This is a genomic window from Mesorhizobium sp. WSM3864, from assembly GCF_002294955.1.
GTDB lineage: Bacteria > Pseudomonadota > Alphaproteobacteria > Rhizobiales > Rhizobiaceae > Mesorhizobium.
This window is the reverse complement of record NZ_NSGD01000008.1, coordinates 168,100-185,298: the sequence shown is the minus strand read 5'-3', so window position 1 is coordinate 185,298 and position 17,199 is coordinate 168,100. Positions and strand designations below refer to the sequence as shown.

Sequence of the window (17,199 nt, the reverse complement as noted above, 5' to 3'; positions counted from 1 at the left end):
CCGACCGCTGGCACGGATGAACCGCATATAGAGAATTTTCTGGAATAGTTCTAGACAGTCGAAAAGCAAATTTGTGCGATGCGGCGGCGGCCGCGAAACGGTGCTTTCGGGACGGGCAAGGATGCGGCTGATCGCCGAAAATCTGGGCGGCGAGCGCGGCGGCGAGACGGTTTTTTCCGGTATCGAATTCGCCCTCGACAGGGGCGAGGCACTCGTCGTCACCGGGCCGAACGGCGCCGGCAAATCGACCCTTTTGCGGGTCATCGCCGGCTTGCTGCCGCCGGCCGAAGGCAAGGTGAATGTCGAGGGCGGCGGCGACGAGTTTCCATCGGTCGCTTCGGCCTCGCACTATCTCGGCCATCTCAATGCGATGAAGACCGCCCTCAGCGTCGAAGAAAACCTGGGCTTCTGGCGCGCCTTCCAGGGCGAGGCTGGTTTGAGCGTGGGGCAGGCGCTGGAGACGGTCGGACTGGATGGGCTCGGGCACCTGCCGTTCGGCTACCTTTCGACCGGGCAAAGGCGGCGCGCCTCGATCGCGAAGCTCCTGGTCAGCCGCCGGCCGGTCTGGCTGCTCGACGAACCGACCGCAGGGCTGGACAAGGCTTCGGAGGAACGATTCGCGGGATTGATGAGAGGGCATTGCCGAGAGGGAGGCATCATCGTGGCGGCCACGCATTTGCCGCTCGGGCTCGAGGGAGCCAAGACGTTGAGGATGGGTGACTGATGTCGGCGCGAGGCACCCCTGGGCGAAGGCATACCAAGTCATGCTAGCCCTCTTCCTCCGCGATATCCGCCTCTCCATCCGCGCCGGCGGCGGCGCGCTGATCGGCGTCATCTTCTTCCTGGCGGTGATTGCCACAATCCCGTTCGGCGTCGGGCCCGACCTCAACCTGTTGTCGCGCATCGGTCCGGCGATCCTGTGGATCGCCGCCCTGCTCGCCTGTCTGCTTGGGCTCGATCGCCTCTTCCAGGCCGACCGCGAGGACGGCTCGCTCGATCTTCTGGTGCTCAACAGCGACCGTCACATGCTGGCGTTGACGGTGCTGACCAAGTGTCTGGCGCATTGGGCGGGCAGCGTGCTGCCGCTGGTGATCGCGGCACCTTTGCTCGGCCTGTTCATGAACATGGAGCCGCTCGGTATCGGCGCGACGGCATTTACGCTTCTTGTCGGCACGCCGGCCATAACCTTCATCGGCGCCGCCGGAGCGGCCGTGGCTGTGGCGCTGCCGCGCGGCGGGCTCTTGATCTCCGTGCTGGTGCTGCCGCTCACCATTCCGGTGCTGATCTTCGGCGTCTCGGCGAGCTATGGCGCGGTGGCCGATCCCGCGCCGTTCCTGCAGCCCTTCCTCATTCTTGCCGCGCTGACGCTGTTTCTTGCCGTGGTCGGACCGCTGGCCGCGGCGCTGGCGTTGCGGCACGGGACGGATTGAGGCGCTGGGGCGTTTCTCAACTGCGGCGCCGCGCCTGATTGCGCGGCATGTGACGCAGAGTTAAGGGAAGGCATGGTCGAACGGATTGGCATGGCAGGCGCGGAAGGTGCGCAGATGGAGCGGCTGATATGAGCGCGCATGCTCTCTATGTCGCCGCCGCCTATGCCATCAGCGCGATCGTGCTCGTCGGGCTGATCGGCTGGATCCTGATTGACCGGCGGGCGCGCAAGCGTGAGCTCGCGGCGCTCGACGCGGCCGGCGTGCGGCGGCGCTCCGACAAGGCCGGGACGGCGAAGCCGTGAGCGCCGAAACCGGAGTCCCGGCGTCGCCCCGTCGCCGCCTGTTCGTGCTGCTTCCGCTGCTGGTTTTCCTGGGCTTGGCGGGGTTGTTCCTGTCGCAGCTTTTGTCCGGCCGCGACGAGTCTGAAATTCCCTCGGCCCTGATCGGCCTGCCGGCGCCGCAGACGAACCTGCCGCCGCTCGAAGGCTCGAACCTGCCGGGGCTGGACTCCAAATACTTCGCCGGCAAGGTGACGCTGGTCAACGTCTTCGCATCATGGTGCGCGCCGTGCCGGGAAGAGCATCCGGTGCTTTTGGCGCTGTCGCAGGACAAGCGGTTCACGCTTGCCGCGCTGAACTACAAGGACGAGCCGGCAAACGCCCGTCGCTTCCTTGGCGATCTCGGCAATCCCTACCAGGCGATCGGCGTCGATCCGGCCGGGCGCGCGGCGATCGACTGGGGCGTCTACGGCGTGCCGGAGACCTTCGTCATCGGCAAGGACGGCAAGATTGCCTACAAGCATGTCGGGCCGCTGACGCCGGAATCGGCGAAGGATTTGCTGTTGCCGCAGATCGAGAAGGCCCTGGCGGTTTCGGGTTAGGCGCCCCTTGCGTCGTCATTCCAGTGCGAGGCAAGGAGCGAAGCGACGCGGCGCAAAGGCCGGCTCGACCGGCCTCGGACTCAACCGTAAATCTGCTTGTGGATCTGGTAGAGCATCTCGGAGCGGTCGGCACGCAGATCGGCGAGATCGCGGCTCGACAGGTTCTCGATTTCTGCGACGAGACGATTGTAGTGGCGGCGCTTGGCGAGGTTGGTGCGAGCGCGGGTGACGAGGTTATCGAAGATCATGACGAGGTTCCTTCTGAGTTATTCCTCCCTGATCGATTGCGAGAATGACATAGGAATGGTGCATTGCAAAAGAAAGATGTTGCAATGCACCATTGCAAGCAGCGCATAGCCGGTTAATGGCGTCTTAGCCCCTCCACGCGTCAACATGCCGTGAGAGGCATCCGCGATCTTGCCTTCTCCGCTCTGTGCTGGCTTGATCGCGCGTCTTTTGATTGCCGGGAGGGAAAGCATGACGGCCGCTGACTATGAACTTCTCGATCCGCGTTTCTCGCGGCTGTTCAACGCCAATGAGCGGGTTGAGAAGCTGTTCACCGGGTGCCGCTGGGCGGAAGGCCCGGCCTGGTTCGCCGCCGGCCGCTACCTCATCTGGTCCGACATCCCCAACAACCGCATGCTGCGCTACGACGAGACCGATGGCAGCGTCAGCGTCTTCCGCCAGCCGTCCGGCAATTCCAACGGCAACACCGTCGACCGGCAGGGCCGGCTGATCACCTGCGAGCATTCGGGCCGCCGCGTCAGCCGCACCGAGCATGACGGTTCGGTCACCACCATCGCCGACAAATGGCGCGGCAAGCGGCTCAACTCGCCCAACGACGTCGTCGTCCGTTCCGACGGCTCGATCTGGTTCACCGATCCCGCCTACGGCATCGACAGCGATTATGAAGGCGACCACGCCGAGAGCGAGGTCGGCGCCTGCAATGTCTACCGCGTCGACCCCGGCACGGGCGAGATCGATGCCGTCATCACCGACATGGTCAGGCCCAATGGGCTCGCCTTCTCGCTCGATGAAAGCCTGCTCTATGTCGCCGACACGGGCCGCACCCATGGCGCCAAGAACCCCGCGCATATCCGCGTCTTCAATGTCGGCAAGGCCGGCAAAAAGGTCTCGGGCGGCAAGGTCTTCGCCGACTGCACGGCCGGCCTGTTCGACGGCTTCCGGCTCGACGAAAGCGGGCGCATCTGGACGAGCGCCGCCGACGGCATCCATTGCTACGATCCGGACGGCACGCTGATCGGCAAGATCAAAGTGCCGGAAGTCGTCGCCAATTGCGCCTTCGGCGGCGCCAAGCGCAACCGCCTCTACATCTGCGGCACCACCTCGCTCTATGTGGTCTGGCTGATGGTGAATGGGGCGAAGACGTATTGACCGGCAACGGCGTCAGCGGGGGCGGATAAAGCCGGCGAAATCCTGAAGTGCTTTGCGCATCGCCTGTCGGTTCGACGGCTCAGCCAGGATTTCTTCCACCTCCGGCGGCTTCTTGCCGAGCAGCGCGATCTCGAGCGCGGCCTTTTCGTAGAGCGCGAAGGACATCGTGCGCATGATCTCGGCAAGGGCGGCGCGGGCAAAGAGCGACCGCGGCGAGGCGTGCACCAGCATCGCCGGCTTGCCGACGGCGGCATCGCGCGACACCAGCCAGTCGAGCGCATTCTTCATGCCGCCCGGCACGCCATGGGCGTATTCGGGACAGGAGACGACGACGCCATCGGCGCGGCTGACGGCCTCGATCAGGTATCTTGCCTCACACGGCGTGCGCTCGCCCTCTTCATCCGGGTTGAAGATCGGCAAGCGGCCGAGACCGTCATAGACGGTGACGCGGCAATCCGCGGGCACGTTGGCGGCAAGCGCCGCGACAAGGGCCGAATTGGTCGAGGCGGCGCGCAGGCTGCCGGATATGGCGAGGAGGTTCAGCAAGGGTGACGGGGGCGGTTCGGACGAATCGTGCCCGGGAGCCTACCACATGGTCTGCCGGTAATCGTCGTCCAGTTCGCGGTCGATCTCGCCGGCGCTCTCTGTAAGCGCCAGCTGGTCGCGGATGATCTGGCCGAGCGTCGGCAGGCTCGCGCGGTCATACCAGGTCTCCGGCTCCCACAGCTCGGAGCGCATAAAGGCCTTGGCGCAGTGCATGTAAGCGGCCTTGACCGTCACCACGATGACGCTCAGCGGCTCCTTGCCGTCGACGGCCAGGCGGGCGCGCAGTCCGGCGTCGATGGTTATGTGGGCTTCGCCGTTGACGCGCAGCGTCTCGTTCATGCCGGGAATGAGGAAGAGCAGCCCTACCGACGGGTAACGAACGATGTTTTCCAGCGTGTCCAGCCGGTTGTTGCCTGGACGGTCAGGGATGGCGATGGTGGAACTGTCGAGGATGGCGGTGAAGCCGGGCTTGTCGCCCTTCGGGGTCACGTCGGCATTGCCGGCGCCGTCGGAGGAGCCGATCAGCACGAATGGGCTCTTGCCGATGAAGGAACGGCAGTGGCCATCGAGCGCCTTGAGTTCCTTGCGGATCGACCCGTCGGTCGGCCGCGGCGTCTTGTAGATCGTCCTCAGCTCATCGCGCGTGGTGAGGAATTCCATGCCGCCCCCTCCCCGGAACCTGCTCTATTTACTCGCCTGCTCTTCCTTGGTTTTTTCCTCCAGCGAGTGGCGCATGATCAGCGGCATCTGGCTGAAGGTGAAGAGAAGCGTGATCGGCATGATGCCCCAGACCTTGAAGGTAACCCAGGCATCGGTTGAAAAATTCCGCCACACGACTTCATTGACGAGGGCCAGGAAGAGGAAGAACAGGCCCCAGCGGAAGGTGAGCTTGCGCCAGCCTTCGGCATCGAGGCTGAAAGCCGAGTCGAAGACATAGCCAAGCAGCGACTTGCCGAAGAAAAGGCCGCCGAGCAGCACGCCGCCGAACAGCGTGTTGACGATGGTCGGCTTCATCTTGATGAAGACGTCGTCCTGCAGATAGAGCGTCAGCGCGCCGAAGATAAGGACGACGACGCCCGACACCAGCGGCATGATCGGCAAGGTGCGGGTGAGCAGCCACGAGGCGATCAGCGCCAACGCGGTGGCGGCCATGAACAGGCCGGTGGCGACGAAGATCGGGCCGCCGAGCTCGGCCAAGGCCGGAAATTTCTGCGCCAGCCATTCGCCGCGCGCATTGGCGAAGAAGAAGACCAGCAGCGGCCCGAGCTCGAGCACCAGCTTGAGCGGCGGGCTGATGCCCTCCTTCTTCTGTTTCTGCGGGTCGGACGGGTCGCGTTCGAGGATGTTCATGAAAGTCCTTGTTGTCCCGAAAGTCGGCGCTTTTGGGATCGTTCAAGCAACGCCGGCGATCGCTCTGGCGAATTCGCTGGCCGAGAAGGGTTCGAGGTCGTCGACCTGCTCGCCGACGCCGATGAAATAGACCGGCAATCTATGCTTGGCGGCGATCGCCACCAGAATACCGCCGCGCGCCGTGCCGTCCAGCTTGGTCATCACCAGGCCGTTGACGCCGGCGACGTTGCGGAAGATCTCGACTTGGCTGAGCGCATTCTGGCCGGTGGTGGCGTCGACGGTCTGCAGCACGGTGTGCGGCGCCTCCGGATCGAGCTTGCCCAGCACGCGCACGATCTTTTCCAGCTCCGCCATCAGCTCGGTCTTGTTCTGCAGGCGGCCGGCCGTGTCGATAATCAGCACGTCGGAGCCTGCCTCCTTCGCCTTCTCGAAGGCATCGTAGGCGAGGCCGGCGGCGTCGGCGCCAAGCTTGGTGGCGATGACCGGCGACTTCGTGCGTTCGCCCCAGATCTTCAGCTGCTCGATGGCGGCCGCGCGGAACGTGTCGCCGGCCGCCAGCATGACCGAAAGCCCGCCTTCGGTCAGCTTGGCCGCCAGCTTGCCGATGGTCGTGGTCTTGCCGGTGCCGTTGACGCCCACGACCAGGATGACATGCGGCTTGTGGCTGAGATCGAGCTCGAGCGGCTTGGCGACCGGGGTCAGGACTTTTTCGACTTCCGCCGCCATCACGGCGCGGACCTCCGAGTCGGAAACGTCCTTGCCGTATCGGCTTGAGGCGAGAGAATCGGTGACGCGCAGCGCCGTCTCGACGCCAAGATCGGCGCGGATCAGCACATCCTCCAGATCCTGCAGCGTGTCTTCGTCCAGCTTGCGCTTGGTGAAGACGCCGGCGATGTTGCCGGTGAGCTCGCGCGAGGAACGGGCAAGCCCGTCGCGCATGCGCTGGAACCAGGAGCGCCGCGGCGCCGGCTCCGGTGCCTTCTGCGGCTCGGCCTTCTGCTCGACCTTTTTGGCGACCGTCACCTTGCCGGCAGAGGGGGTCGGCGGCGGCGCGGGGACAGCTTCCGGCTCGGGCGCGATCTCGGCAAGGATCCGCCCCGGCTCGACCGGCGCAGCCTGGCGAATGGGAGGCAGGGCTTCCGCCGGCGGAGCCGGCTCCGGTGGCGGCAAATCCTCCGCAGGCTGACGCTGCGCCTCACCCTCATCCTCTCCCCGTGAAGAACGGGGAGAAGGGGGCGTCGGCGTTGGCGCTTCTTCCTTCTCCCCGGCACTATACGGGGAGAAGGTGCCGGCAGGCGGATGAGGCGCGGCGCCGACCTCTAAAGATGGCTCGATAGAAGGTGCCTCGCCCGGTGGAACTTCGATCGGCGCTGGCGCCTCGGCCGGGACTTCGCTGGGCGTCGTCGGCACTTCGACGGGCCCCGGCACCGGCTGCGGCTCCGGACGCGAAGGCTCGATCTCCGGCTCGGCCGGCGCGGGTGCAGGCACCTCCTGCGGTGCCGGCGCGGGCACCGGCTCAGGTGCAGGTTCGGGCGGAGCGGGCACTTCCACCGGTGCCGGTGGCTGCGGCTGCTCCGGGGCGGGCCGCGGCTCTTCTTCCGGCTGGGGCTGCGGCAGCGGCTCCGGCTCGGATGGAACGACCGGCTCCGGTGCCGGCGGGATGACGGGTTCCGGCGCCGGCGGAATGTCCGGTGCGGGTTCGGGCTTCGGCTCCTCAGGAACCGGTTGGGGCGCAGGTCCTGCCTCCCCCTCGATGGGGGAGGTCCCGAGCGCAGCTCGAGGGTGATTGGCGCCGGCGTCGGCGCTGCGGGACGCAGGCTCCTGCTCGGTTTCCGGTTTCACCGCCTCGAGCGCGTCCCATTTGATCGGCGGCAGGGGCGCGGTCTCGTCGACGCGCTCCTCGACGACTTCCTTCTTGCCGAACGAAAATATTTTCTTGAAGAAACCAGCCATACGTCTTGCAGTCTCAGGCGGCTTGCGCGGCGAGCGGCGCCGCGATCAGCCGGGCGCCGTCATGGCCGGTGACAACCGCCTCGACGATCTCACCCGGCTGTCCAACGCCAATCGCGGCAAGCGTAAAACCTTCGGTGCGGCCGAGCCCGTCGCGCTCGATCAGGATCGACTGCCGCGTGCCTGCAAGGGCAGCCAGATGGCGGCGATAGGCGGCCTCGCCGGCGGCACGCAGCCGTGCGGCGCGCTCTTTCACCACCTCGCGGCGCAGTTGCGGCATGCGCGCGGCGGGCGTGCCCTCGCGCGGGCTGAACGGGAAGACGTGAAGATGCGTCAGGCCGCATTCCTCGACGATTTTCTCCGAGTTTTTGAACATCGCTTCGGTCTCGGTCGGGAAGCCGGCAATGATGTCGGCGCCGAAGACGATGCCGGGACGGAGCTTCCGGACCTCCTCGCAGAAGCGGATCGACTGATCGCGCAAATGCCGGCGCTTCATGCGCTTCAGGATCATGTCGTCGCCCGATTGCAGCGACAGATGCAAATGCGGCATCAGCCGCGGCTCGGTGGCAATCGCGTCGAGCAGCTCGTCGTCGGCTTCTATGGAATCGATCGACGACAGCCTCAGACGCTTCACCTCGGGCACCTGGCGCAGGATCGTCTTCACCAGCTTCCCAAGCTTCGGGCTGCCCGGCAGGTCGGCGCCGAAGCTGGTCATGTCGACGCCGGTGAGCACGATCTCGGCATAGCCGTTGCCTGCGAGACGCTTGACCTGCTCGACCACGGCACCCATCGGCACCGAGCGCGAATTGCCGCGGCCGTAAGGAATGATGCAGAAGGTGCAGCGATGGTCGCAGCCATTCTGCACCTGCACGAAGGCGCGCGCCCGGCCCTCGATGGCGTCGACCATGTGGCTCGCCGTCTCGCGCACCGAGAAGATATCGTTGACGCGCGCCTTCTCGGTATCGTTGACGCCGAAGTCCGGCAGCGCGCGGTAGGAGTTCGCCTTGAGCTTCTCCTCATTGCCGAGCACCAGGTCTACCTCGTCCATGGCGACGAAGTTCTGCGGCTCGGTCTGCGCGGCGCATCCGGTGACGATGATGCGCGCTTCAGGGTTCTCGCGACGGGCCTTGCGGATCGCCTGCTTGGCCTGGCGCACGGCTTCGGCGGTGACGGCGCAGGTGTTGAAGATGACGGCGCCGCCTTCCAGCGCGCCGAGGCCGGCGCTTTCGGCCTCGCGGCGCATCACCTCCGATTCATAGGTGTTGAGGCGGCAGCCGAACGTGACGACGTCGATACCGTTGCCGATAGGCCCTTCGGGCGCCGGGCCCTTTTGAAGAGCGGACATCAGGCGGCGCTTTCGGTGTCGCGGGCCCAGGCGCCGGTCGAAGGGTCGAAGCTGCCGGAAAACTCCCATTCGGCGGCGCCGGTCAAAATGACGTGATCGTCGTCGCGCCACTCGACATTGAGCTCGCCGCCGCCGGGCGTGATCAGCGACACGCTGCGGCCGGTGCGCTTGGTGCGGGCGGCAGCCACCACGGCGGCGCAGGCCGCGGAGCCGCAGGCCTTGGTGAGACCCGCGCCGCGCTCCCAGGTGCGGATGATCATCGTCTCGGGCGAGGTGACCTGAGCGATGGTGATGTTGGCGCGCTCGGGAAAGATCGGATGGTTCTCGAGCAGCGGACCGAATCGGTCGAGCTCGTAGGACCAGACGTCGCGGTCGACCCAGAAGATCGCGTGCGGATTGCCCATCGAGACGACCGAAGGCGAATGCAGCACCGGCGCATCGATCGGGCCGATCTGCAGTTCGATCATGCGAGTGTCGCGGAACTCCTCGGCAAGCGGGATTTCCTGCCAGCCGAAACGCGGCTTGCCCATATCGACCGAGATCGAGCCGTCGGCATGTTGCTGAGTATTGAGAATGCCGGCGCGGGTTTCGAAGGTGAAGGTCTTTTGGCCGGTCTCGGCCGCAAGCGCCTGCACGACGCAGCGCATGCCATTGCCGCAGGCCTGCGCACCGGTGCCGTCCGAATTCAAGATGTCGACATAGTAAGCGGTGCCGGTCGTGCGCGCATCATGGATCGCCATGATCTGATCGAACTTGGTCGCCGCGTCGGCATTGAGGGCAATCGCCGCGGCTGCGGTCACCTTGTCGGCACGGCCGCGCATATCGGCGACGATGATCTCGTTGCCGATGCCGTTCATCTTGGCGAATGGGGCAGTGCCTGCCATCTAACCGGTCGTTCCAATTCCGTTTGGCGCTATATGGCGGAAACGGGCGGGAATTACCAGTGCAACGCGACGCCCGGCCAGGACGCGGCTCTGGCCTGCCGCGGCGAATATGCGAGCTAAGTCACGGCGAAGACGCCGAGCACGATCAGCAGGAAGATGATCAGCACAATACCGATCAGGATGCGGGCACCTGTGGCGGCGGCGCCGGCGAGCGCGGGCATGCCAAGCAGGCTTGCCGCAGCGGCAACGATAAGAAGGATGATGATCCACTTGATCATGGAAGGCTCCGAGGCGGATTTGCGTTGTGCAACCAACGCGTTTGCCCGGGCTGGGTTCCTTAGCCAGGCGGCGGCACATCCCATGCTTCGCCCGGGCGCATGGCGCGAAAACGCTCCGGCGAAATGCCTTCGGCCGCCAATGCCTCGGCGAGCTTTTGCGCCGGCTCCTCGATCGGTTCGTCGGTGAGCTGAAAGGTGCCCCAGTGGCAGCCGGCAGCATGGACGGCGCCGCACAGCCTCATGCCCTGGACGGCTTCCGCCGGATTCTGGTGCTGCGGGGCCATGAACCAGCGCGGCTCATAGGCGCCGATCGGCAGGATGGCCAGCCGAAACCCGCCATGCTTTTCCGCCATTCGGCGGTAGTTGGTGCCGCCGTGGAAGCCCGTGTCGCCGGCGAAATAGACCTTGCCGCCCGCCGTATCAATGACGAAGCCCGCCCACAGCGCCATGCAGCGGTCGCGCCCGCCGCGCGCCGACCAGTGATGCACCGGCTCGATGTGGATGATGCCGCCGCTGGCGACTTCGACGCTGTCGCCCCAATCATGTGCCGACACGCGCATGCCGGGCACGGCAGTGCCGATGATCGCATCGTTGCCGAGCGGCGTGATCACCATCGGGTCGTGGCTTTGCTTCAGCCGCTTGAGGGTCGCGAGGTCGAGATGGTCGTAGTGGTTGTGACTGAGCAGCACCACGGCGATCGGCGGCAAGTCGGAAAAGGCGATGCCCGGCGCGTTGACCCGCTTCGGTCCGGCGAAGCCGAAAGGCGAGGCACGCTCGGACCAAACCGGGTCGGTCAGGATATTCCGGCCGGCTGTCTGGATGAGCAGCGAGGCGTGACCCACCATGGTGAGCCGAAGCGCGGCGCCTTCGATCCGTTGTTCGGGCTTCGCCTGCGGATATGGGCTCGGCCAGGCCGCCGGCCATTTCGAGCGCCCACCGCTCAATTGCCATTTCAGCAAATCGGTGAAGCGCGCCGGCGGCCTGCCGTCGGGATTGAAAAAGAGCCTGCCGTCGAAATGATCGCTGAGTGGGCCGCTATAGTAGCGATTGGCTGCTCTTGTTCTTGCGGCCATCGTTTCTCCGCCCACTCCCTGTCGCTTGTCCTGAAATAAGGACGCCGCCACCTGGCGCAAGCATTTTGCTGGGGGAATGCCAAGGGCCAACGGTCGGCTTCGACTAGGATCGACGATGTGGAGGGTCAAGACCGTGGCCAAGAAACGGACCGGGACACCGTGGATGAAGGCCGATGATTTCGGCCGCTCGCTGCCGCATGGGCTGGGCGTCAACTTGCTTGTCACCGACATGGCGGCGATGGAGGCTTTCTGCCGCGATGTGCTAGGCGCGTGCATCATCTATGCCGACGAGGATTTCGCGGCCATCGAGCTGCTGGGCTCGATCTTCATGCTGCATGCCGACCATTCCTATCTCGACAATCCGATGACCGGCGTCTTCGCCGGAGCCGAAACGCGTGGCGCCGGCATCGAGCTGCGCCTCTATGGCGCCGATCCGGATGCGGTCGAAAAAAAGGCGGCAGCACTCGGCCACATCGTGCTGGCCGGCTCGATCGACAAGCCGCATGGCTTGCGCGAATGCTATATCGTTGGTCCGGACGGGTATGTCTTCGTGCCCAGCGCGCGGCTGCAAGCCTGACATTTCAAGAGGTTACGGTCCAACTCTCGGTTGGCGCCCCGCTGAGGAAGCCGTCGCGACAAATTTGCAACACCAGCTCCGAAAACCCTATTTTAACCATATCGGGTTGAAATTCTGCCACCTTCGCCATCTTGGTGAAGCGAGTGTTTACGCGGACGGCGCCCCCACCGGATCCGACGGAGGTTGGAATGACTTTTTCGAAGACTGGCCTTTTGGCCGTATCGCTGGCCGCGCTCGTTGCGAGCGGCTGCTCGACCTCGCGCTTCTCATCGATGGACGATCAGCAGCCGGCGCCGCTCACGCCGGCGCCCTCCGGCACGGTGACGCAGAACCAGCTGCCGCCGCCGGCTGCTCCGGGCACCACCGACCCGTCGCAATTCCCCACCGCGCCGAAGAACAGTCAGATGGCTTCGCTGCCGCCGGACGGTTCGGCGCCCACGGGCGCCGCGGACCTGACCGCGGCCAGCGTCGCCGGCGTCTGGAATGTCAGTGTCTCCGGCCAGAGCTGCAAGGTGGCGACGCCGCAGACCAAGTTCGGCGCCGGCTACCGCGCCGGTCCGCTGCATTGCCCGGCTCCGATCGACGGCATCAAGTCGTGGAATGTCGCCGGCAAGCAGCTGACGCTCTACGACGAAAACGGCGGCACGCTGGCCAGGCTCTATTCCTCCGGCGGCGAAAAGTTCGACGGCCAGACTTCCAACGGCCAGCCGATCTCGCTTACAAGGTAGGGCGGACCCTCCCCTATTGTTTCACGCAGTTTCGGATGGCAAGCCGCTTTCCGAAATTGCCCGAGAACGACGTGACCTATGCACCTGCGTGACGGCCTTCAGACGCATGCGACCGTCAGGCAGCGCTACGACCACCTGGTGGAAACCGGCGTGGTCGAACGCGATCCGGCGCAGGAGCGCGTCGTCGCCGCGCTCGACCGGCTGACCGACGAGATCTCCGCAAAAAGGCTGGCGCAGAAATCGAGCGCGCTGGGCTGGCTGTTCGCGCGCAGCAACAAGCCGCGCGAGGCCGTCAAGGGCCTTTACATCCATGGCGGCGTCGGGCGCGGCAAGACGATGCTGATGGACATGTTCTTCGATCTCCTGCCGGTCAGGCGAAAGCGCCGCGTCCATTTCAACGATTTCATGGCCGACGTGCAGGACCGCATCCAAAAACACCGGGCGGCGCGCAAGAACGGCGATGTCAAGGAAGACGATCCGATCCCGCCGGTGGCGCGGGCGCTGGCCGAGGAGGCCTGGGTGCTGTGCTTCGACGAGTTTTCGGTCACCGACATTGCCGATGCCATGATCCTGTCGCGCCTGTTCTCGGCGCTGTTTTCCAAAGGCGTCGTGCTGGTCGCCACCTCCAACGTCGCGCCTCATGACCTTTATCGAGACGGCCTCAACCGGCAGCTTTTCCTGCCCTTCATCGGCCTGCTCGAACGCAATGCGCATGTGCTGACGCTGGATGCCGAAAAGGACTACCGGCAGGAAAAGCTCAACCGCCTGCCAATCTATGTCACGCCGGCCGACGCCGCGGCCGACCGCGCGCTCGACGACGCTTGGAAGACGATGACACATGGCAGGCCGACCGAGGCGATGACACTGACGCTGAAAGGGCGTCAGCTTGTGGTGCCGCGCGCTGCCGGCGATGCCGCCCGTTTCTCCTTCGCCGATCTCTGCGAAAAGCCGCTCGGCGCGCGCGACTATCTGGCCATCGCCGACCGCTTCGCGACCGTCTTCATCGACCATGTGCCGGTGCTCGGCGAAGGCAAGCGCAACGAAGCCAAGCGTTTTATTCTGCTCATCGACACGCTTTACGACCACCACATGCGGCTGGTTGTGAGCGCCGCCGCGCCCCCCGAGGGGCTCTACACCGCCAGGCGCGGCACGGAAGTCTTCGAATTCGAGCGCACCGCCTCGCGGCTGATCGAAATGCAGAGCCGCGACTGGCTGGAAGGCTGGGCGGAGAGGCGGCAAGTCGGGTCGGAGCCCGCGGAGGCGCGGCAGGCGTGAACGTAGCCGCGTCCAGTCCTCATCCTAGGCGGAGCGAGCCGCGGAGCCAAGACCTGGGATGAGCAAGCGATAAGCACTTCCTCGCTTGAATGGGCACCTCCCGAACCGCTCAGCCGCCCCACTTGGCTCTGTCCGCCCCTCCTAAAATCACAACGGCGTCATCGCCGGGATGAAGGCCTTCTGATTTCATCGTTTATTGTATAAATTCTGTTCAGTTAGCTCGAAAATTTTGACGTTTACGTAATTCCCAATGCATCTAACCGATTGAAAACACTGGGCGCAAAATAACCGTTTGAATTTTCTCCATGCCGGAGCTATTGGGTTCGGCGAAATCCCGCGGTTTCCCGCATTCCTTCCGGCCCCCGGCCCCCGTCACGGCACCGTCACAGACAAAGGGAAAACATCCTGACATGGCACGCAACAAGATAGCGCTCATCGGCTCGGGCATGATCGGCGGCACGCTCGCCCATATGATCGGCCTGAAGGATCTCGGCGACGTGGTGCTGTTCGACATCGCCGAGGGCATTCCGCAGGGCAAGGGTCTCGACATCGCCCAGTCCTCGCCGGTCGACGGATTCGACTCCAGACTGACAGGCGTCAACGACTATGCCGGCATCGAGGGCGCGGATGTCTGCATCGTCACCGCCGGCGTCCCGCGCAAGCCTGGCATGAGCCGCGACGATCTTCTCGGCATCAATCTCAAGGTCATGGAACAGGTCGGCGCGGGTCTCAAGAAATACGCGCCGAAGGCGTTCGTCATCTGCATCACCAACCCGCTCGATGCCATGGTCTGGGCGCTGCAGAAGTTTTCGGGCCTGCCGACCAGCCATGTCGTCGGCATGGCCGGCGTGCTGGACAGCGCCCGCTTCCGCTACTTCCTGGCGGAAGAGTTCAAGGTCTCGGTCGAGGACGTCACCGCCTTCGTGCTCGGCGGCCATGGCGACTCGATGGTGCCGATGATCCGCTATTCGACCGTGTCGGGGATCCCGCTGCCCGACCTCGTCAAGATGGGCTGGACCTCCAAGGAGAAGCTCGACCAGATCGTGCAGCGCACCCGCGACGGCGGCGCCGAGATCGTCGGCCTCTTGAAGACCGGCTCAGCCTATTACGCGCCGGCGGCCTCGGCCATCGCGATGGCGGAATCGTACCTGAAAGACAAGAAGCGCGTGCTGCCCTGCGCGGCGCACCTGTCCGGTCAGTACGGCGTCAAGGGGACCTATGTCGGCGTCCCGGTGGTGATCGGCGCCGGCGGTGTCGAGCGCGTCATCGAGATCGACCTCTCCAAGGCCGAGCAGAAGATGTTCGACAATTCGGTGGCGGCCGTGCAGGGCCTCACCGAGGCCTGCACCAAGATCGCCCCGCATCTCGCCGGCAAGTAATCGTCCCTCTCCGGAGACCAAGCGCATGAACATCCATGAATATCAGGCCAAGGCGCTGCTGAAGTCGTTCGGCGCGCCCGTCGCAAGCGGCGTCCCGGTGTTCAAGGCAAGCGAGGCGGAAGCCGCCGCCAAGACGCTGCCCGGCCCGCTCTATGTGGTGAAGAGCCAGATCCATGCCGGCGGCCGCGGCAAGGGCAAGTTCAAGGAACTGCCTGCCGACGCCAAGGGCGGCGTTCGGCTGGCGAAGTCGGCGGCGGAAGTGGTCGCCAACGCCAACGAAATGCTCGGTCATACGCTGGTCACCAAGCAGACCGGACCCGCCGGCAAGCAGGTCAATCGCCTCTATATCGAGGACGGCGCCGATATCGACCGTGAGCTCTATCTGTCGATCCTGGTCGACCGTTCGGTCGGGCGCATCGCCTTCGTCGTCTCGACCGAGGGCGGCATGGATATCGAGGCGGTCGCGCATGACACGCCGGAGAAGATCCTCACCGTCGCCATCGATCCGGAAAAGGGCGTGACGGCCGATGATGTGAAGAAGCTCAACGCCGCGCTGAAGCTCGACGGCGATGCGGCGCAAGACGGCGGCACGCTGTTCCCGCTGCTCTACAGGGCCTTCGTCGAGAAGGACATGAGCCTGCTCGAGGTCAATCCGCTGATCGTCATGAAGAACGGCCGGCTGCGCGTGCTGGACGCCAAGGTGTCGTTCGACAACAACGCTCTCTTCCGCCATCCCGACGTGATGGAGCTGCGCGACACCACCGAAGAGGACGAGAAGGAGATCGAGGCGTCGAAATACGACCTCGCCTATGTCGCGCTCGACGGCAATATCGGCTGCATGGTCAACGGCGCCGGCCTCGCCATGGCGACGATGGACATCATCAAGCTCTACGGCGCCGAGCCGGCCAACTTCCTCGATGTCGGCGGCGGTGCCTCGAAGGAGAAGGTGACGGCGGCCTTCAAGATCATCACCAAGGATCCGGCGGTCGAAGGCATCCTGATCAACATCTTCGGCGGCATCATGAAGTGCGATGTCATCGCCGAGGGCGTGATCGCCGCGGTCAAGGAAGTCGGGCTGAAGGTGCCGCTGGTCGTGCGGCTGGAAGGCACTAATGCCGAGCTCGGCAAGAAGATCATCAACGAAAGCGGCTTGAACGTCGTCTCGGCAGACGATCTCGACGACGCGGCCAAGAAGATCGTCAAGGCGGTGAAGGGCTAAAGCGGATGCCTCCGCGCAAGATAAATCTGGTCGAGGCGGCGGATGCGAAGATCGCCAAGGTCTTCGATCCGCACATCGCCGGCGACGTCAACGACAGCCAAGCCAAGGTCGCCAAGTTCGGCGAGGTCTTCGACTGGCACGCGCATGATGACGAGGACGAGGCCTTCCTCGTGCTGCGCGGCAAGATCGCCATCGATTTCCGCGATGGACCGGTCGAGCTCGGCGAGGGCGATTTCATTGTCGTGCCGCGCGGCGTCGAGCATCGGCCGCGGTCGCTGACGGTCGAGCCGGTGGTGCTTATGTTCGAGCCGGCAACGACTCTGAACACCGGCAATGCCCAAAGCGACCTCACCGTCGCCGATCTGAAGCGGCTCTGAACCAATGAACGCGACGCCTTTCTCATCGCTTTCGGCCGGTCACCAGCGCCTGCAGGCGCTGGTCGGCGCGTGGCGTGGCGAGGAAGATGTCGCGGCGACGCAATGGACCGATGCCGGCGCCGCGACTTCGGAAGTGCTTGCGGACGCGCAGTTCGGCGGCCAGTTCGTGGTCCAGCGCTACCGCCAGCGCCGCGACGGCACGATCTCGTTCGGCGCGCACAATGTGTTCGGCTTCGACCAGCCGAACGACGTCGTCACCATGCATCAGTTCGACTCGATGGGCTTTGTGCCGGCCTCACCGGCTACGGGCACATGGAACGGCAACGAGCTTGTGCTGGAACGGTCGTCGCCGCGCGGCTCGGCTCGCGTGACTTACAGCTTTGACGGCACTGATACTTACCGCATGCGATTGCACTACAAGCCCGCCGGCAGCGACGCCTGGCAAGACATGGTGAGCGGCCTCTACCGGCGCGTTTCGCCTTCCTCGATCAACGGTTTTTAGAAGAGGGCCGC

At 64.9% G+C, this 17,199-nt stretch carries 21 protein-coding genes; 12 read left to right on the top strand and 9 right to left on the bottom strand.

What is annotated here, in order from left to right; all coding sequences use genetic code 11:
* Positions 1–121 precede the first annotated feature (121 nt).
* The 4 genes from ccmA to CK215_RS18625 all read left to right on the top strand — a co-directional run bounded on the left by ccmA (position 122) and on the right by CK215_RS18625 (position 2,310).
* Positions 122–724 (top strand): heme ABC exporter ATP-binding protein CcmA, encoded by a 603-nt coding sequence (ccmA, locus tag CK215_RS18640; protein ID WP_095831821.1) that lies wholly within the window; start codon positions 122–124, stop codon positions 722–724.
* A 40-nt stretch (positions 725–764) separates the two neighbouring features.
* Positions 765–1,430 carry a heme exporter protein CcmB gene (gene ccmB / locus CK215_RS18635; RefSeq protein WP_095779955.1) on the top strand — a complete coding sequence of 222 codons (666 nt, stop codon included), beginning with the start codon at positions 765–767 and terminating at the stop codon, positions 1,428–1,430.
* A gap of 128 nt (positions 1,431–1,558) precedes the next feature.
* Positions 1,559–1,732, top strand: coding sequence for a heme exporter protein CcmD (gene ccmD, locus CK215_RS18630; protein ID WP_095779956.1), 174 nt, complete (start codon positions 1,559–1,561; stop codon positions 1,730–1,732).
* Entirely contained in the window at positions 1,729–2,310 is a 582-nt protein-coding gene (locus CK215_RS18625) for a DsbE family thiol:disulfide interchange protein (protein WP_095831777.1), read from the top strand. Before ccmD ends, CK215_RS18625 begins: the two co-directional genes overlap by 4 nt.
* Before the next feature lie 80 nt (positions 2,311–2,390).
* On the opposite strand, the gene CK215_RS18620 is transcribed toward CK215_RS18625, so the two are convergent.
* Positions 2,391–2,558: a hypothetical protein gene (locus CK215_RS18620; RefSeq protein ID WP_082953829.1), complete on the bottom strand. Its 168-nt coding sequence runs from the start codon at positions 2,556–2,558 to the stop codon at positions 2,391–2,393.
* Between the two features lie 229 nt (positions 2,559–2,787).
* Between CK215_RS18620 and CK215_RS18610 the strand changes: the two genes are divergently transcribed.
* The gene (locus CK215_RS18610) at positions 2,788–3,705 is read left to right on the top strand and encodes an SMP-30/gluconolactonase/LRE family protein (protein ID WP_095831776.1); all 918 of its coding nucleotides are present in this window, start codon (positions 2,788–2,790) and stop codon (positions 3,703–3,705) included.
* A 12-nt stretch (positions 3,706–3,717) separates the two neighbouring features.
* Here CK215_RS18610 and CK215_RS18605 read toward each other — a convergent pair whose 3' ends face one another.
* From CK215_RS18605 to CK215_RS18570, 8 genes are all read right to left on the bottom strand, one after another.
* Complete coding sequence (locus tag CK215_RS18605) at positions 3,718–4,251, bottom strand: NADPH-dependent FMN reductase (RefSeq protein WP_095831775.1); 534 nt, start codon at positions 4,249–4,251, stop codon at positions 3,718–3,720.
* 39 nt (positions 4,252–4,290) lie between these two features.
* Positions 4,291–4,911 (bottom strand): pyridoxamine 5'-phosphate oxidase family protein, encoded by a 621-nt coding sequence (locus tag CK215_RS18600; RefSeq protein ID WP_066991742.1) that lies wholly within the window; start codon positions 4,909–4,911, stop codon positions 4,291–4,293.
* A 24-nt stretch (positions 4,912–4,935) separates the two neighbouring features.
* The gene (locus CK215_RS18595; RefSeq protein ID WP_095831774.1) at positions 4,936–5,601 is read right to left on the bottom strand and encodes a septation protein A; all 666 of its coding nucleotides are present in this window, start codon (positions 5,599–5,601) and stop codon (positions 4,936–4,938) included.
* Between the two features lie 42 nt (positions 5,602–5,643).
* Complete coding sequence (gene ftsY, locus CK215_RS18590; RefSeq protein ID WP_095831773.1) at positions 5,644–7,554, bottom strand: signal recognition particle-docking protein FtsY; 1,911 nt, start codon at positions 7,552–7,554, stop codon at positions 5,644–5,646.
* 13 nt (positions 7,555–7,567) lie between these two features.
* Positions 7,568–8,896 (bottom strand): tRNA (N(6)-L-threonylcarbamoyladenosine(37)-C(2))-methylthiotransferase MtaB, encoded by a 1,329-nt coding sequence (gene mtaB / locus CK215_RS18585; RefSeq protein WP_095831772.1) that lies wholly within the window; start codon positions 8,894–8,896, stop codon positions 7,568–7,570.
* A complete protein-coding gene (gene dapF, locus CK215_RS18580; RefSeq protein ID WP_095831771.1) occupies positions 8,896–9,780 on the bottom strand; it encodes a diaminopimelate epimerase in 885 nt (294 codons plus the stop codon). The genes mtaB and dapF overlap by 1 nt, the downstream gene beginning before the upstream one ends.
* 116 nt (positions 9,781–9,896) lie before the next feature.
* Complete coding sequence (locus CK215_RS18575; RefSeq protein ID WP_066991727.1) at positions 9,897–10,058, bottom strand: DUF1328 family protein; 162 nt, start codon at positions 10,056–10,058, stop codon at positions 9,897–9,899.
* A 59-nt stretch (positions 10,059–10,117) separates the two neighbouring features.
* A complete protein-coding gene (locus CK215_RS18570; RefSeq protein WP_095831770.1) occupies positions 10,118–11,131 on the bottom strand; it encodes an MBL fold metallo-hydrolase in 1,014 nt (337 codons plus the stop codon).
* A gap of 133 nt (positions 11,132–11,264) precedes the next feature.
* Between CK215_RS18570 and CK215_RS18565 the strand changes: the two genes are divergently transcribed.
* From CK215_RS18565 to CK215_RS18535, 7 genes are all read left to right on the top strand, one after another.
* Positions 11,265–11,708 carry a VOC family protein gene (locus CK215_RS18565; RefSeq protein WP_245418732.1) on the top strand — a complete coding sequence of 148 codons (444 nt, stop codon included), beginning with the start codon at positions 11,265–11,267 and terminating at the stop codon, positions 11,706–11,708.
* A gap of 188 nt (positions 11,709–11,896) precedes the next feature.
* Entirely contained in the window at positions 11,897–12,436 is a 540-nt protein-coding gene (locus CK215_RS18560; RefSeq protein WP_095779966.1) for a protease inhibitor Inh/omp19 family protein, read from the top strand.
* A 78-nt stretch (positions 12,437–12,514) separates the two neighbouring features.
* Positions 12,515–13,711, top strand: coding sequence for a cell division protein ZapE (gene zapE / locus CK215_RS18555; protein WP_095831769.1), 1,197 nt, complete (start codon positions 12,515–12,517; stop codon positions 13,709–13,711).
* A 410-nt stretch (positions 13,712–14,121) separates the two neighbouring features.
* On the top strand, positions 14,122–15,090 hold the full coding sequence (mdh, locus tag CK215_RS18550; RefSeq protein WP_040996351.1) for a malate dehydrogenase: 969 nt from the start codon (positions 14,122–14,124) through the stop codon (positions 15,088–15,090).
* A gap of 25 nt (positions 15,091–15,115) precedes the next feature.
* Positions 15,116–16,309 (top strand): ADP-forming succinate--CoA ligase subunit beta, encoded by a 1,194-nt coding sequence (sucC, locus tag CK215_RS18545; RefSeq protein WP_095779968.1) that lies wholly within the window; start codon positions 15,116–15,118, stop codon positions 16,307–16,309.
* Positions 16,310–16,314: 5 nt separating this feature from the next.
* Positions 16,315–16,686 (top strand): cupin domain-containing protein, encoded by a 372-nt coding sequence (locus CK215_RS18540; RefSeq protein ID WP_066991712.1) that lies wholly within the window; start codon positions 16,315–16,317, stop codon positions 16,684–16,686.
* 4 nt (positions 16,687–16,690) lie between these two features.
* Positions 16,691–17,188 (top strand): DUF1579 family protein, encoded by a 498-nt coding sequence (locus tag CK215_RS18535; protein ID WP_066991709.1) that lies wholly within the window; start codon positions 16,691–16,693, stop codon positions 17,186–17,188.
* The last annotated feature ends 11 nt before the right edge of the window (positions 17,189–17,199 follow it).